The organism is Chroococcidiopsis sp. CCALA 051 (assembly GCF_003015105.1).
GTDB classification, from domain to species: domain Bacteria; phylum Cyanobacteriota; class Cyanobacteriia; order Cyanobacteriales; family Chroococcidiopsidaceae; genus Chroococcidiopsis; species Chroococcidiopsis thermalis.
Genome location: NZ_PYCI01000063.1, coordinates 1 through 17286 on the forward strand (window position 1 = coordinate 1; position 17286 = coordinate 17286).

Genomic DNA, 17286 nt, shown 5'->3' on the forward strand with positions numbered 1-17286 from the left:
TATTAGTATATGCGTCTTCTTTTTGATTTTGTTATTTGAAGCTCCATTTTCAAAAATAATTAGCAAAATTCACTTTGCTTATATTTTTATAACTGTTAATTTTCTAGTAATATTACTCAGCTATTATTGGATTACAAACGTAGAAACTTCTAGTTTATTATACGATAGTGGAGCTAGTCGTCTATTTTCTTTTAGTTCTTTTAATGATAGTTCTAATTTAGATAGATTTGAAGCCAACGTTTTTCTAATTCAATCTTATTTGAACAATCCAATACTAGCTTTTCAGGGTTATAGAGATACTTATGCAAGCGTGTTTCAACCACTTCGTTTATTAATACATCAATCATTTCTTGAAGTTTTTGCATATACTGGGGTTCCCTTTAGTTGCTTGTATTTTTTCGGATTTGTAAGAGTTGTCATGCGATTTTATCATCAAGATAATTTTAAATATATTTATTCATATTTGACTTTTACTTTATTTTTACATAGCTCTTTACAAGGAGCAACACTTACGCTTTTTATCTTAATTTTAAGTTTACCTTCAAAAAGTAAGAGATTACACCCATATTAGCAATCTAAAATTTATTAATGAAATCGAGCTATTTGCATATATGCTTCGAGTTTAGCTATCTCAACATAGCACTTGTATGAAAATATCTATTGTTACTCCAGTTTTCAATTCTGTAACAACAATTGAAAAAACGATTCTGAGTGTGATTTCTCAAAAAAGAAACTTTCCCTTAGAATATATTGTAATTGATGGTGGTTCGACTGATGGTACTATTCAAATCATAAACAAGTATGCAGACCAGATAAATTTGTTTATTTCAGAACCAGATCGTGGTCCTTATGATGCCATGAATAAGGGAATAAACCATTCAACAGGTGATGTTATAGGCATAATTAACTCTGATGATTGGTATCACGATAATGCGATCGCAACGGTCGAGCAAGAATTTTGTCGAAATCACGACATTTCCGTTCTCTATTCACCTATAACAAATTACTATAAAGGAGAATATGTTGCTACTTTCGTTCCTGGCGATCTAGATAAACTTTTATTTAGATTTACGCTCAATCATCCATCTTGCTTTATTACAAAGTCAGCATATAACCTTGTAGGCTTATATAACTTAGAATACCCGATCGCAGCAGATTACGATCTGATTCTTCGCTTATTTGTATCTGGCGTAAATTTTCATTATGTGAGTACGCCACTTGCCTCTTATTCATTAAGTGGAATGAGTTCTTCTGCCATACCCTTTGATAGACTTAAATTAATTCGGGAGTGCTGGAAGATTAGCTGTAGCCATTCTAACCAATTTTCTAGAGAGATGGAGCTTCAGCGATGGAACGTATATGCAGCCTGGGTTTTCAATGAGTTATTTGCACTCCCAACTAGGTATTTTCTTAAGCCTCCACTAGCTAGAAAGCTGAAGTCTTTTCTAAGTAGATATCTTGGAAAGCCAGTATCGGATACTTATGGTAAATGGTAGTTTTTCTATGTCAAGAATCTTGTTTATTTCTGCCCAGGCTCCCACTAACCAATATCCACAAGCTGGACAAAGGATTGCCTTTACGCATCTTTCAGAATATGCTGTTGCTAATGAAGTCGTTGATGTAGTGGTTATAGCTAACAAAGTTGAGGTGGACGCTGCCAAAGATTTAGTTGCAAAATTTGGTAGTAACCTCTATACATATCCACTCCATCAGTTCGACAAAATTGCTAGTTGCTTAACTCATCATCAAGTTCCCGTGAAGTTTGCTTCTCGTCTTATTAATACAGTTGAGAGAAAAATTCAAAAACTTCTCGCAACTAATATTTATGATACAATTCATTTTGAATGTTCTCATGCTGCTATATACTTTGAAGCAATTGAGAAGTATATTAATCCTACTAAAACGAAAACTGTAATTAGTTTAAGAGATGTGTGGACTCAAGTTTTTTTGAGACAGTCCGTCAGTAATTTTTTCTATGGTATTGAAGTAGCTAGAACTTTCCATTACGAACGGCAACTATACTCGCGTGTCGGTGAGTTATGGGTATCATCTACCAAAGATCGCGACCTTTTAACTTCTTTATTTTCTATACCCAGTGAAAGGATTACTATCAAGCCTCACCAAGCTAGTTGTTTTGTGTATCGAGTGCAGCGTTGCTTAGAAAAGATAGAGAAAAAAAGTCTCTTGTTCTGGGGAGCTATAGGAAGACCAGAGAACGAACAAGCAATTCTTACCTTTGTCGAGCAGTGTTTTAAGAAGTTGGTTCAACACGATCGAGATTTCAAACTTTACATAGTTGGCTCTAGTCCCTCTCAAAAAGTTTTGGCACTTGCTTGTAAACAGATTATAGTTACAGGATTTGTTGAAGATCCAACTGAGTTTTTTGAAAAAGCTGAAATTGGAATAGTTCCTCTATTTAAGGGAGGTGGGATTAAACTAAAAACCCTAGAAATGCTAGAAGCTGGCTTGCCAGTTATTGCTACTGCTGTAGGTGCTGAAGGAATTGTAGATCGGAGGAAAAAATTAGTGGTGAGTGACAATTTTGAAGAATGGTTCGATTTGATCCGCATAATGATAAGGTAAAGCTTTTTTAGCTTTACTTTAATTTTTCTAAATCGCCTTCTGTTTTTAATAAGGTAGCAGAGCGATTGGCATTGCTGACAGCAGTTCCCATTTTCTTAGAACGTAGCTTAACTAAAGTTCTAATAAAGTTGGCTCGGGCAAAATCGGGAGCAATTTCTATAGCACGATCGCAATCTTTCAACGCTGCTACTAGATAATTTAATGATAAATTCACTTCAGCTCTTACAACATAAAAGTGTGGTTCGTCAGGTTCGAGAATAATTGCTTTTGTGTAATCAGCTTTTGCTGCTCTCAACTGATGACTTTGAAAGTAAAGTTCTCCTCTTTCTATATAAGCCAAAACATTTTCTGGATTTTGTTCAATTACCTGACTCCAATCAGCGATCGCTCCTGAAATATCACCTAGATTTTTTCTCACCCAAGCTCTATCTGCGTAACAGTACATGCACTTGCGATCTAGTGATATCGCTATATTATAATGTTCTAAAGCAGATGATAGTTGTCCGAACTGACATAGCAACGCCCCGCGCTTATGTTGCAGAAAATGCTCGTCAGGACACAACTCGATGGCGCGATCGTATTCAGAAAAAGCTGCGGCTAATTCTCCAAGAGATTCTAAAATCTCTCCGCGATATACATAGGCAGCAACAACATTTTTAGAATTAGTTTTATCTAGATGAATTACGGCTGCATAATCATCTAATGCTGCTTGTGTTTGAGCTAATTTTTTATGAGCATTACCTCGATTCAAATAAGCAATAGCAAAATCAGGGTTAAGCGCGATCGCTTGAGAGAAATCAGCCACCGCAGCATGATAATCTCCAGTTCTCACCCATATATAGCCTCGATTCAAATAGCTATCACTGCGATCGGGTGCAATATCAATAGCCGTAGAAAGGTCTTTTAGTGCCGCACTATAATCATTTAAGTAGCTATAAGCATTTGCTCGATTAACATGCGCTTGAATTTTATTTGAGTCAACCTCAATTGCTTTAGTAAAATCAGCAATAGCAGCTTCAGCATTCTGCTTTTGCTCTAGGTAAGTTATTCCTCGGCAAATATAAGCTTTATAGTGTTGCGGATCGAGTTTTATCGCTAGATCGTAGTCAGAGATTGCTTTATCTGACATTTTTAAAATACTATAAAGGTTGCCTCGATTGTATATAACTTCTACTAAAGTCGGATCGAGCTTAAGAGCTTTGTTAAAATATAAAAGTGCTATTTTAACATTACCTTCAAATAACGCATGTAAACCATATTGCTTGTACTGCCAAGCTTGAAATTCTTTTACCATAATTTACTTGGATACTTCGACTGGATGTGTGAATACTTTGACTCATAGATCGGAGTTGTCTTTTTCTAAGAACAATATATGTATTACATCCGACGGAAATGATAGTATTCCTGAACTTTTCTGTATAGACAAACTTTATCTATCAAGAGAACATATTGGTATGACACAAATCTAAGTGTCAAAGTTCTATTATATAGAGGTGATTTAGCACTACACAATCTATAAGTTGTTAAGAGAAGACACTCAGAGTGCGCTCTAACAATCTTAGTAAATAGAAGACGTTTGTTTCAGTTTTTGTTTGTAGTGGTATATTGGATAAGTCTGTCAAATTCCTATTAGCTATGCGATCGCAGCAAAGCTTAATACTGTAAGCGGCAAAAGTTATAGCTTTAGTAACTTATGAGGTGAAATAGTCTTCAATGTGATGTATTTAAGTACATTTCTCATGTAACTAATATCACTTTTATTAGCTTTCTGTAGCCTTTCAGTTGCAAACTGCAAAACTCGCTCCGCTCGTCCATCCCAAGTAAAATTATGTACTTCTTGAAAAGCACAGTCAGCAATAGTCTTAGCTAATAAAGGATTATTCAATAGAGTCTCTATTGCTAATTTGAATGAGAGTGGTTCGTCAGGTTCTGCCAATAGTGCATTTTCTCTATGTCGCAATACTGTTGCTATAGTCGGTAAAGCTGAAGCGACAATTGGTCTCTTAGCAACCATATAATCAAATAACTTCAACGGACAAGTAGCTTCAGCCAGTTCCCAATACTTACTGGTAGGAAGAATTAGAATGTCTGCGGCATATAGATATAATGCTAGCTCAGATTGTGGTACGTGACCGAAAAATTGTATGTTTTGTAAATTCATCTGTTGACAAGTTGCTTTTACCCGGTTGATATCATCAATCCATCCTCCTACTAAAACAAATTCACATTCTGGCATTAGACTAGCAGTTTTCAAAATTGTTGGTATTCCTTTATAATCGTACAAATGCCCTGAATATAAGATAATTTGACTGTCTTGTTGTAAAGATAACTTTTGGCGGGCTAAAGATTTAGTTTGATAAGGAAGAAAATTTTTAATGTCTACGGCATTAGGAGCTACCAATGTTTTTTCAGGAAGCAAACCATGATTTAAATAGTTCTCTGCAAGTTGAGGTAACGTGGTAACAACACCAAGTAAGTTCTTGTTATTGAATAACTTTTTGCATGTATAACTAAGTTTTTCTGAAACTGGTTCGTGCCATTCCCAAAGCACAGGTATACACATTCTTAGCAAAATTTCAACCACAGGAAACGAACGAGTATAAATTAAGCAAGGAGCTTTAAAACAAGCGTATAAAATAGCTAGTTTATAAAAGATAAAATTTTCATAATTTTGGGGAAAAGGATACTCGATCTTAATATGCAGCGGTAGGCGAACTAGTTTAAATTTATGATGCAAACCATACCAAGCTTGAAATTCTGAGTCTATGCCTTTTAAAAATGAAAAAATATCTCCGCTAGTAACCAATTCAAAATTTTCAACTTTTTGAGAAAAAGCCTGCGCCATTTTAGCAGTTTGAATTGAGTGAGCCATTTTTGATGGTAGGTTTCCTTTAGACACATAAATTAGAGATTTTAGCGTTTCCATTTCACTTTCTTTGATAGGTAGTTTTTTGATAATGCCAATGATTAATACATGCAAAACCTATATACTATTACTCGTATTTTCATGCTTAACCTTTCGCTTTGATAGCGCTAGTATATATAATATTTGCGATCGCAAAAACACTAGTTAAATCGAGTCCCTTCTTTTTTTGGAAGATTGTTAGTTGCTTTTGCTAAAACTTCAGACACAACCTCTGTGTATCGAGCAAGACTGAATGTCTCCAATACTTTTTCACGAGTTTGCTTCCAGTCTACAGAATAAGCCGAACCGCTAGCGATCGACAAAATTGATTCAGCAATCGACTCAGGTGTGTTTTCGCAAGTCCATAGCTCTGTTTCTGGATTAAAAAACTCTCTCAAAGCCGGAGAATTCATGGTTAATGTAGGTAATCCTAATGAGAGGGCTTCAATCAACTTATTAGGAAGAGCATGATACGCCTTATCTGTATTACCAAAAATACCTAATGCTAGATCGCAATAATTAACTAGATATTGAGGTAAGGAACCATTAATAAAGTTTAAGTCTTTCCTTAGAAAAATTATAGATTCAAGATGATATGACCGAACTTTTTCTACATAATCGTAAAAAGCTTTATTGTCTATACCAAAGAAGTTACAAGTAAAATGCAAGTTTCTTTCTCGCAAAATTCTTATTGCTTGTAATATGTTATCCAATCCATGTAAAGGAATAAATGTTCCCCACCAACAAATATTTAATTTACCATCTTGCATCCAGCTTCTGTTGGGGAGCAAACAAGAAACATTACACAGAGGAGCTATATAAACTTTTTTTCTGTCAATATCAGTATTCAGAATCTGTTCCCAGTAAGTTAACTCTTGATTAGAGCTATGGATGAGATAGTCTGATTTCTTTAACGCTAGTATATCTTTTTCAATATATGATTTAGCGAGTTTGCTTCCATCACCAACTCTTTTTCTGTCCCTCACTTCAGTATCGTAAAGCGAGATATACATTTCAACTATGACTTTTTTCCTAAAAAGCTTTGCTGCAAAGATGGTACTTTTGATGAAAATAGTATTCATTGGTAATAAGTAAATTACATCCGTAAATGCAGCTTTTATTAAAAGTTCAACCCAGTAAAATTTAGTTAATATTTTTTCAAGTAAAGAGCTTTGCATACTTAAGTCTATATAATAAAAACTAGGACATAATTGAGAAACAAAATAATTTTTGGAACTAGATAGAAACTCGATGAGAGCTTGAGAACGACGATCTACGCGAGAAATATTGCCACAGAGCAAAACCTTGGCTTGATTGATGGGTGCTAGCATTGAAGTAATATTTTTGAGAATTAAACTATTGGCGAAAATACATGAAACTATTTTTTAAGTACCGTGTTTTATTTTTGCTTGAAACGTTGAAATGTCTCACTTTAAATAGTGAAAGAAATGAGCCAACTTTTGTAATAACTTTTTTAGTGCAAGCTGTATCTCAACAATTGCATCTATGCAGAAATGAAAGACGTAGCTTAATAGAAATTAAATATCATGAAAAGCTCGAATTGCTACTTTGTAAATTGCAATATATTATCCAGGCTTTCATACTGTCTAATGAAACTTCCGACTTAACTAACAGTATGTACTTGTTTGCACGATAAATATTTCAGACTCTGACTGGTGTTGCTTAAGTGCACTCTTAGTGTCTTCTCTCACAATCCATAACGCCACGATCTATAACGCCCATAGCGCTACTTTACTTGTATTAATAATTTAGTCTTGATAGTTAAATTAGTCAAACGAAACCCTACCGAATAATGTTTTTTAATACCATAAATTTAATAATTATATTTTTGCTTTATCATCATGTTCAGTTATAAGTCAGTTTTTGTCAATACATAAAAGTTACAGAAAAGTTCAGGACAAGAAGCGAAATTGTCTTTACAAATATGCAAAACGCAAACATCAAACACAAGACAAGGAATAGGCTCCATCTTACTATTCCGCTTTGTGAACTACGGTTTACTGGTGCTAGCACTGCTCGATCTCCTAGAGATACTCGTCCCCATACGCTTGCTAAATTCAGTGGAATTTTTGTGACTAGCACCGTTGTTAGTGCTTGACACTTTGCGGCTTCAAATCAAAATGGATGCTCGCACCCAATTGTCAATCTTGTTTTATTACAATTCCTTAACCTTTAATGCAGCTTGAAGATATTTATCAATATTTTGCCAATCCTCCAGAGATTTATCTTTGCCAAGAGCAAGCAGTTTGTTATATCCTGTCGGTCTTGCTTGAGGGTGAATCTTATGGCTCTGGATTGATTCAAAAGCTCGAACGTGAAGAGTCTCGCTATCGCCTCTCCGATACCGTGTTGTATGCAGCGCTGAAATTTCTCGAAGATGAAGGAGCGATCGCGGGGTACTGGCAAAAACTAGAGGGTCGCGGTCGTCCCCGACGAATGTTTCGGCTCAATCACCAATGGCAAGATGAAGCACGAAAGCTAGCAAAATTATGGAGCGATAGCATCACCAAATATAAATAAGTCAGCCTTTTAGGAGCAGAACGCCTCTGCCGCGGGATAGCTGGGCGATCGCTTCTACGATTTCATCTCCAATTTTTCAAGTAATTTAGGCAGATCCTTTTGAGATACTTGGCGATGCTCGGTTTCGATCGCATCAACCCAAGATATACTTTTCCCCATCGTTGCGGCAAAGAAAGCCCTCGACCAGCCTTTAGCTTTTCTAGCTTCTCTAATCGCAGCACCAGATGGCGGCTGTTGTTTGGGACGTTCCACGCCTCTAAGCTGGTTTGGCGATTTGGCAATCTCTGTCAACGCTGCTTCTGGTAAATCGAATCGCCATGTAGTATCTAAAAGCTGGCTCCAGAAGCCAATTGGTCTTTTCGCACCATCGTTATTTAACAACCACGCAGGACCAGTTTCTACCTCGACTCGCCATCCAGCCGCTTCAATTACTTTCAAGTCAGTCGCCAAATCGTCAGCTAGTTGCCGTCGTAGTTGCCGATCTTGCTCTGCTAGCGCAATTTTAGCCATACCATACGCAATTTGCATCAGAGATTTGCCGGAAAAGACTTTGCGGCATCCTGGCTTGACTTGAAAAATCAGCCAAATTAGCATTCGAGCTGCACCAGCATTTTGCTTACCAATGCTAAACAGCGTTTGTACTGTTTTCTTGGTAATAACTCCCGTATGGTAATAGTACTCAGACTTATTTAAAAAGTACTTCGCCCACAATCCAGGTTGAACGATGACTTTTAAACCTGTCAGCTTCGGATTGCCTGCCTTATCTGTCTCAAAATCTCTTGCAACATTGACATTCCAGATTTTTAAATCGGCTACGGTAAAGGCTCCTACCTTGCCTTGTTTTTCCCAAACTACGTGAGCTAATATCTGTGCAGGCTGTCGTACCAGGTCATACAGAATTGTCAGTTGCTCATGTCTGCATAAATCTCTACGTTTGATTAATCCGCTGTATTCCAGCAGTTGTTTATCATCTAATAGAAACTCACTTTGCCACGGATTATGCAGATTTGCAGCAGCGGCGCAATAAATTAGATGAATAGCGCCTGCTCTAGGATCGAATCGATCTATGACAGCTAAAGCTGCTGACTCAGATATGGTGTCAGGAGACAAGTTTTCTAAATTGTCAGTGACGTAGTAAGAGATCGTGCCTTTTTTGGCATCAGTTGCTTTTTCATAGCTCAAATTGTTTTGGGTTTCGGTCTTCCAGGGTAGATCGCGCTTTTGAGATAACACTTCTGCCACGCCATGCAACAAGAGTGACAAAGCAGCAAGATTCGTCTTGCCATCTGGAAACAGAGAAGCTTTCTTGAATGGTTTGGTTGGAGATTTCAGCTGCCTAGACTTCAGAAGAATCTTTTTGACAGTCCCCAATTTACTTGTCTGAGGTGATGTGGTAGTTGATTTTGTAGCGATCGTTTCTTCGCGGTCTACTTCTGTCTTGCTTGTGTCATTTCGCCGAAGAATAACTGTTTGTACTGCCAGTTGAAGCAGACTTCCAAGCCGATTACGCAGTAATTCTGGTAATTTCATTTCTTGCTTGGTATACCGATCGCATTTATCGTATTTTTTGCTCTTGCTGAAAACGCGAATTATCGCATCTCCATACAAACATATCTCGGATTCAACGATATTTTCCTACCTAATTTGGTAGACCTTGCGGAGTTTATTGAAGTATTAATGACAGGAATGCTAACTAAGTGAAAGTGTGCGAGTAAATCCGATCTATCAAAAGGTATAGTCTGAAAGTAGTACTACTAAAAGTAGGCGATCGCATAAGTGCCGTCTTCATCAGCAGATTTGAGCCGATTGGATTTAGTGTAGTTCTAAAGTACTAGTATCGTCTCACTTTTTCCAAAACAGGTTGAATCAATTTGCTTTAAACAGCATCAAAATCTTAGTGAGCAAGAGTCTTACAACTTTACATTTACTACCATAGCAGTGCTAAATGATTTGTAAAGCAGGCTTCTAGCCTGCCGCAGGCTAGAAGCCTGCTTCACTTTCATGAATCAAATAGGGTTGCTATAGCACTTAGTCACACTTTTGCTAGAAACAAGTCACGCTTTTGCTAGAAACAAGTCACGCTTTTGCTAGAAACAAGTCACGCTTTTGCTAGAAACAAGTCACGCTTTTTCGTTATAGGGCTTAGATTTAAAATACTTACATTAAAATCTTACATTTTTAGCTCAAGCTAAAAATGTAAGGGCTATTGAATCGAGCGAATAAGATATTTTTCTAAATCTACGGTTGTATAGATAGTTTCAAAGTAAAATCATTGTAAATGAAGTGATAAAAAACCTTGCAGCCTGTAAAATCTTAAGGAATGTTACTCAATTAAAACAGAGATTGCTCGCCATAACAAAGTCAAATATCTATCTGCATGAATAGTGAAAAATTCAAACCTTGATTCTGTGGATAGGTGAAAAGAATATAGCTTTGATGGCTAAATGTTGGGTGGGTTGTTAACCATGAATTATTTCTAAGCGGAGAAGAAAGTTATGCCATTACTAAGCATTAGCGATTTCGATACAGATTATCAGCGTACCTTTGAAGGAAACGACATCAAAGGTATGGATGTTTACGGTGAAGGAGATGGGGAAAAGTTTGGTACAGTAAAAGATATTTTAGTAGACGAACAAGGTAATTTTCGGTATTTTGTTATCGACGTAGGATTCTGGATTTTTGGTAAAAAAGTACTACTGCCAGTTGGTCGCGCTCGGATCGATCGCAACGCTCATCGCGTCTATGCCAACGGTTTGACTAGAGAGCAAGCGGATCGCTTACCCGAATATACAGAAGGCATGACAGCAGACTACGATTACGAAGAACGGGTAAGAGGAGTTTATCGTACAGAAGCTTCTTTAGATGCATCAGCACCTCTAGACTCAGCGTCTACTGCTGCGATGATGGGTACTGCTACGCCAACTAGCTATAACCGCGACACTTACACTTACGAACATGACAAAGATTTATACGATACAAGCACTCATAGCGATCGCACCATTAAACTTTATGAAGAGCGGTTGATTGCCAGCAAACAGCGCCGCAAAACTGGAGAAGTTGCGATCGGCAAGCACGTTGAAACTGAGACAGAACGAGTTTCAGTTCCAATAGAAAAAGAGCGGGTCGTGATTGAAAGAATTACCCCACCCGATGCAGGTAGGGCTGTTGCACCTGGTGAAGTTGACTTCCATGAGGGTGAAGTTGCCCGTGTAGAAGTGTATGAAGAAGTTCCAGATATTCATAAAGAAGCCTTCGTTAGAGAAGAAATCAGAGTCAAGAAGGTCGTAGAACAGGAAACTGTGGAAGCACAAGAAACGATTCGCAGGGAAGAATTAGATATCGATACTGATGGTCGTCCAGTTATCAGTGACCAGTGACCAGTTATCAGTGACTAGTGACCAGTTATCAGTGACTAGTGACCAGTTATCAGTGACTAGCGATCGGTTAATTCTAACTTCTGATTCCTGACTGCTTTTGACTAGACCTCCTGCATGAATCAAAAAATCATGGATGTCATTCTGTTGGCGAAGCCTTCCCGAAGGGTACGCAACGCAGTGTAGTGAAGAATCTCCCAGATGTTTCGCTTCGCGTGTGGATGACAATTCAAGTATTCACGCAGGAGGTCTACTGACAACTGATAACTGTTCTATTCATTTGTAAATTGTAGGAGGTAGAAATGAGTTTGATTAAAAAGTTTCGGAAAATTGCGACTGTGCTGCTCTTAGTATTATTTGTGATTACAACTACAGCCTGTAGCAGTGCAGTTCAAGCCAAACAGCCAACAACAATGCTACCAACAGCTAGCCGGAGTGCAGATTACTCGCAAATAGCAAGAGGAAATACTCAAGCCGGACAAGATTTTGGTAGTTGGGTCGTGCAAACGGCTAGGGGAATGGTTAAAGATGCCTATGTGCGCGACAACAATAAATTAGGTGTTGTCATCTCACCTGAAGTTCGCCCAAACGAAGTTAAGCCATTAGCAAAATCTCTAGCTCAAGGTTTTCGCCGCAATTTCCCCAACCAAGATTTGACTGTGTTGATGTACGCACCGGATAAAAAGTTAATTTTGACAGCTAAGTACGACACTCAAACTAATCAGATTGAATACAAGTAAGTCGTTGGTCATTTGTCATTGACTATGAATGCAAATGGCGGTTGTAAAAAGGAGAAAAAAATGAGTAGTAGCGACAAATATAGAAAAGAAGTCATGAACGATCTCGCTCAAGGTAATGTAGAAAACCTTGACGCTCCCACAAATTTAGAGCAAGATTACGAAAATTTTGACGATTTTGCTCAACGCTCATCTCACGAAGAACGTCGCCGCTTATTCGGTCGCTCTTTCCACCCAGATCGGATTCCGACAAATCAGATGGAACCGGAATTGCAAAAAGCGATCGCCCAGATTAAACCAAATGAAAGAGATGATGTGGCGCGGGCTTTCTTCAAGCACTTAGGTAAAAGAGGACTGCACGATCGCGATTTAGAAAAGCAATTGGGGCTATCAACTCATCACGCCAGCCGGATGAATGCCGACGATGTAAGTAAATTAGCTGCATTTGCTTATCACAACCATCCCGATATTTTTCAAGAGGTATTAGCGGAACAACCTGCGTTCGTGAAATTCCTCAGCAATCCAATGGTCGGTGCTGCATTGGGTGCGATCGCGGCTAAATGGTTGGGTGGTCGTAAGTAAGAGAAAAAGTGTTTAGGTGTGAAGGAGTGAAGTATGCCCGGGAGTGCAGATTTATCCAAATTCAGCCAGTTGAGTTTGGGTGTAGCGATCGCTTTTTTTGGTGTGGGGGTGCTACCCCAACAACTTCTGGCTGAGGAACAGAGGCTTAAGGATTCAACCGAGAAAGAGGCAGTAGCCCTAACGAGTAGCACGGCTCAAAACGAAGACATATCTTACGCTGCCGCCGATCTGCAACCGCAGGACGAATCTACCCAGGAGCTACGACTGGCGCAGCGAGAAGTTGACATCGATACTTTCTGTCGCTCGTATCCCTACAATTCTCGTTGTGCCGATTACCAGCCACCGGAGCAACGTCAGAAGCCAAAAGAGAAGCTGAGAGAAACTTTAACCGAAAAGCAGCTGCGAAGTGGCTTTGCACTCACAGGTAAAGCTGGCACTTTAGGATTTGGGTTAGAAGGAGTTGGGGCTATTTCTCCTAATTTTAACGGTCGCTTGGGAGTGAATTACTTTGATTTTGGGATTGACACCGAGCAAAGCGATATTGACTACGATGCTGACGTGCAGCTATTCAGTGTTTCGGCACTTTTAGACTGGTATCCGTCGAAAAGAAGTGACTTTAGGATTACAGGCGGCTTATTGTACAACAACAACAAAGTTGACGCAACCGCCCGCTCAACTGCAACTTTGGATATTGGAGGTGTAGAGTTTCCTGCTTCAGCCGTGGGTCAGCTAGAAGGAGAACTGACATTTCCTAACACAATTTCTCCTTACGTTGGCATTGGTTACGGTAATCCAGTCAAACGCGATCGCGCCTTCAGTTTTTCGATTGATTTAGGCGTTTTATTCGGGGGTGCGCCAGAAGTCGATCTGAGTGCATCAGGACCAATAGCAGGACCAGCGTTACAACTGCCAGTTGTAGGTTCGTTATTAGAAGATGCGATCGAACAGGAAGAAGACGATATCGAAGACGATTTGAGCGACTTCAAGATCTATCCCGTGCTGACTATTGGCATTTCCTACCACTTCTAATCGGTTCTGCTTGCTGATGATTGGATAGGAAAGCTCGCATAGCATTCCGATAAATTCTGAACAATCGACCAGAAATCATCAGAGATTTAACAATTCTTCTGCTGCTCTAATATAGCAATCCTATTTGATTCATGAACGTGGAGCAGGCTTCTAGCCCGCCGCAGGCTAGAAGCCTACTGTACAAATCATTTAGAACTGCTATATCTGATTTCAGGAAAATATTTCTGAAAATATTTCTATCAGTTTAGATACACAACGAGAGAAGTCAAAAATACATAACTTGCGGTATAAACGGCTAAATAAGCTATCAGTTAGCTTGGGAAATATATTGCCTCAGATGTAGCAGTATGAGCGTGCGCCGAATTCAAACGAGGTAGTCATATGTGGGAAATTGCAGAAATAGCAGGGCATGGTTTCAATAACTATTGGCTAGCACAAATTATCACAGAAGAAATTCTCACTCCCGAAGAAGCTGCCGCAGTCTTTTCGGGTCCACAATTCTTAGTGGCATTGTTGGCGGGTGTAGTGATGGCATTTGCTTTCCAACTCCTGTTAACTAACTTTACAGTCGCTTTAGGTATTTCCGCGTTAGGTGGGGGGGATACCGACGATACAGATAATTTAGGTAGCACAGTCCGTAAAATCTCGACCGCAGTAGGTCTTTTGGCTTTAACAACTGGCGGCGTGGCTCTATTCGTTGCCAGTTTTTTAGCTGTGAAACTTAGTTTAGTCAGCAGTGCGGTATTAGGGGCAATTATTGGGGTAGTTATTTGGTCTACCTATTTTTCTATCCTGTTGTGGTTAGGCTCAACTACAGTTGGTTCGCTGATCGGTTCTTTAGTTAGCACTGCTACCTCTGGCTTTCAAGGACTGGTAGGGACAGCAACCGCAGCTTTAGGCGCTAATGTAGCCAAGAATCAAGCTGTGGATACAGCTGAAGCGATCGCCGCCGCAGTTCGGCAAGAATTCACTACAGGACTCGACCCCGATGCGATCGGTAAGACTCTACAAAAGTCTTTGGGAAATTTACAACTACCGCAACTGAATTTAGACGAAATTCGCGGTCAGTTTGAAAATATCCTCAAAAACTCCGATCTAAAATCTGTGGCTGATAGCGACGTATTACGTAACATTAACCGCGAGACATTTGCAGATTTAGTCAGCGATCGCACGGATTTATCCAAACAAGATGTGAATCGGATTGTAGACCAGTTGCAAGGCGTTTGGCAGCAAGCGATCGGTACAGGCGAAGTAGATCCGCAAGCTCAATTAAGTCAATTTATTAAAGAAGCTTCTCCCGAACAACTCAATTCCAGCGAACTCAGCGAAAAACTGGAACAACTGGTACAAACAAGTCAATCGAATGGGAAGCAAAGCAACGGTTGGGGAAATCGAGCTGTGCAATTGGGTGTGAGCGCCCTCACCACCGCAGTACTCGAAAGAACCAATCTGGCTGGAATTGATGTGGAAAATATTTCTGGTCAACTGCAAAAATTCATCGATAAGTTGCCAGAAGTAGACCGAGACAAGATTTCCGGTCAATTACAGCAATTTAAACAGCAGGTGCAACAGCAAGCGCAAAAACTACCAGAATTGCCAAACAGCGCCATCCGCAGCGATGTAGACGATTATCTGCTGAAATCTTACCCGTGGCATCTCAACCGCGAAACGATTAAGCAAGAATTTAGAGACGTTATCTACGATCCGCAAGCAGATCCAGGTAAAGTTAAACAAGAGCTAGAGCAGCTAGATAAAGATTATTTCACACAAAAACTGAATCAACGCGGCGATCTACTTGAGAACAAAGTCCAAGAAGTTGCCCAGCAATTAGAAGAGATCCGCACCGAGATTTTAGCTACGGTTTCTGCTGGTGCGTCACAAGCGCAATCGCAAGATCTGCGTAGCCGTGTAGAAAATTATCTGCGTTCGACTGGTAAGGAAGAACTAAATCCCGAAGGAATTGAGCGCGACTTCCAAACTCTTCTAGAAGATCCAGAAGCGGGTGTGGAAACACTCAGCGATCGCCTATCGCAATTTGACCGCGATACTTTGACTCAACTGCTCAAACAACGCCAGGATATTAGCGAAGAGGAAGCAAATAATATTGTCGGTCAACTCGAAAGCACTCGCGATCGCGTTGTCAACAAAGCCAAAGAATTGCAAGAACAGGCGCAAGCTAAAGCAGCAGAAGCAAGGCAGAAAGTAGAAGAGTATCTTCGTAATACTAATAAAGAAGAACTCAACCCTGAAGGCATCAAGCGCGATTTCCGCACCTTGCTAGAAGATCCGCAAGTGGGAATTTCTGTATTACGCTCAAGATTATCGCAGTTCGATCGCGAAACCTTAGTAGCATTACTATCGCAACGTCAAGATTTGAGCGAGGAGCAAATAAATCAAACTCTCGATCGCTTAGAATCAGTCCGCGATAATATCTTACAAGCACCGCAACAGCTAGCAGGCAAAGCGAAAGAGCAATACGACAAAACGACAACGGCGATTTCTGAATATCTGCGTAACACCAACTTAGAAGAACTCAATCCTGAAGGCATCCAGCAGGATTTACGTAAAGTATTGGAAGATCCTCAAGAGGGAGCCATTGCATTACGCGATCGCTTGTCTCATGTCGATCGGGAAACCTTGGTGAAACTACTGTCGCAAAGGCAAGACTTGAGCGAAGAACAAGTCAACCGCGCGATCGACTCTGTAGAAGAAGCAATTAACAGCATTGTGCAAGCACCGCGCCGTTTGGCAAGCCGCGTCCAACAGCAGGCGATCGATTTTGAGACAACTTTAGAAGGTTACTTGCGGAATACGAATAAAGAAGAACTCAATCCCGATAGCATTAAGCGCGACTTGCAACTATTGCTTAACGATCCTCGTGCTGGATTAGGTAGTTTGGGCGATCGCCTCTCGCACTTCGATCGTTCGACGATTGTGGCTTTACTGTCTCAAAGAGAAGATATTTCGGAAGAAGAAGCAAATCAAATTGTCGATCGCATCCTGACTGTACGTAACTCTGTTGCCGAGCAAATTGAGAAAATTCAGCGTAGCGTACAGTCTGTTATCGACTCAGTTTTCGATCGCATTCGCAGCTACCTCAACTCGCTAGAGCGTCCCGAACTCAACTACGAGGGAATTCAGCAAGACTTCACCACCTTGTTTGACGATCCGCAAGCGGGATTTGATGCTCTACGCAATCGCTTGAGCCAATTCGATCGCGACACACTAATCGCCGTGTTGAGTTCTCGCGAAGATATTTCCCCAGCCGATGCCGAGCGGATTGTGGGTCAAATTGAAGGTACGCGCGATCGAGTGCTGCATCAAGCCGAACGCATTCAGCAAGAAACGCAAAAACGGCTGGAAGCTTTGAAACAACAAGCACAGGCAACAGCAGTAGAAACCAAAAAAGCCGCATCTGGTGCAGCTTGGTGGTTGTTTGGTACGGCTTTGACTTCTCTTGTCGCATCTGCGATCGCCGGAGCGTTAGCCGTGAACGGGATCGGTGGATTGTTTTAAAGTTTCCACTGGAATTTTG

The 17286-nt window shown here is 40.0% G+C and carries 13 protein-coding genes; 9 read left to right on the top strand and 4 right to left on the bottom strand.

Annotation, left to right across the window (positions count from 1 at the left end; all coding sequences use genetic code 11):
- The 3 genes from C7Y66_RS32500 to C7Y66_RS16425 form a co-directional block, all read left to right on the top strand.
- Positions 1-571, top strand: a 571-nt coding sequence (locus C7Y66_RS32500; RefSeq protein ID WP_233222711.1) for a hypothetical protein, incomplete at its 5' end; no start/stop codon positions are given.
- 76 nt (positions 572-647) lie between these two features.
- Complete coding sequence (locus tag C7Y66_RS16420; protein WP_106546422.1) at positions 648-1496, top strand: glycosyltransferase family 2 protein; 849 nt, start codon at positions 648-650, stop codon at positions 1494-1496.
- 7 nt (positions 1497-1503) lie between these two features.
- On the top strand, positions 1504-2583 hold the full coding sequence (locus tag C7Y66_RS16425) for a glycosyltransferase (RefSeq protein ID WP_233222712.1): 1080 nt from the start codon (positions 1504-1506) through the stop codon (positions 2581-2583).
- 13 nt (positions 2584-2596) lie between these two features.
- Here the strand turns inward: C7Y66_RS16425 and C7Y66_RS16430 are convergent, their stop codons facing one another.
- The 3 genes from C7Y66_RS16430 to C7Y66_RS16440 form a co-directional block, all read right to left on the bottom strand.
- On the bottom strand, positions 2597-3877 hold the full coding sequence (locus tag C7Y66_RS16430; protein WP_106546424.1) for a tetratricopeptide repeat protein: 1281 nt from the start codon (positions 3875-3877) through the stop codon (positions 2597-2599).
- Positions 3878-4258: 381 nt separating this feature from the next.
- Positions 4259-5563 (bottom strand): glycosyltransferase, encoded by a 1305-nt coding sequence (locus tag C7Y66_RS16435; protein WP_199197476.1) that lies wholly within the window; start codon positions 5561-5563, stop codon positions 4259-4261.
- 86 nt (positions 5564-5649) lie between these two features.
- Positions 5650-6819, bottom strand: a complete 1170-nt coding sequence (locus C7Y66_RS16440) for a glycosyltransferase (RefSeq protein ID WP_106546425.1) — start codon at positions 6817-6819, stop codon at positions 5650-5652.
- Between the two features lie 865 nt (positions 6820-7684).
- Between C7Y66_RS16440 and C7Y66_RS16450 the strand changes: the two genes are divergently transcribed.
- A complete protein-coding gene (locus tag C7Y66_RS16450) occupies positions 7685-8029 on the top strand; it encodes a PadR family transcriptional regulator (RefSeq protein ID WP_015154521.1) in 345 nt (114 codons plus the stop codon).
- 54 nt (positions 8030-8083) lie between these two features.
- Here the strand turns inward: C7Y66_RS16450 and C7Y66_RS16455 are convergent, their stop codons facing one another.
- Complete coding sequence (locus C7Y66_RS16455; protein WP_106546441.1) at positions 8084-9559, bottom strand: helix-turn-helix transcriptional regulator; 1476 nt, start codon at positions 9557-9559, stop codon at positions 8084-8086.
- Positions 9560-10524: 965 nt separating this feature from the next.
- Here C7Y66_RS16455 and C7Y66_RS16460 point away from each other — a divergent pair.
- The 5 genes from C7Y66_RS16460 to C7Y66_RS16480 all read left to right on the top strand — a co-directional run bounded on the left by C7Y66_RS16460 (position 10525) and on the right by C7Y66_RS16480 (position 17267).
- Complete coding sequence (locus C7Y66_RS16460) at positions 10525-11406, top strand: DUF2382 domain-containing protein (protein WP_015154523.1); 882 nt, start codon at positions 10525-10527, stop codon at positions 11404-11406.
- A gap of 299 nt (positions 11407-11705) precedes the next feature.
- A complete protein-coding gene (locus C7Y66_RS16465) occupies positions 11706-12143 on the top strand; it encodes a hypothetical protein (protein ID WP_106546427.1) in 438 nt (145 codons plus the stop codon).
- A 60-nt stretch (positions 12144-12203) separates the two neighbouring features.
- Complete coding sequence (locus C7Y66_RS16470; RefSeq protein ID WP_015154525.1) at positions 12204-12722, top strand: hypothetical protein; 519 nt, start codon at positions 12204-12206, stop codon at positions 12720-12722.
- 33 nt (positions 12723-12755) lie between these two features.
- Positions 12756-13751 (top strand): hypothetical protein, encoded by a 996-nt coding sequence (locus C7Y66_RS16475; protein ID WP_106546428.1) that lies wholly within the window; start codon positions 12756-12758, stop codon positions 13749-13751.
- Positions 13752-14132: 381 nt separating this feature from the next.
- Positions 14133-17267: a hypothetical protein gene (locus C7Y66_RS16480; protein ID WP_106546429.1), complete on the top strand. Its 3135-nt coding sequence runs from the start codon at positions 14133-14135 to the stop codon at positions 17265-17267.
- The last annotated feature ends 19 nt before the right edge of the window (positions 17268-17286 follow it).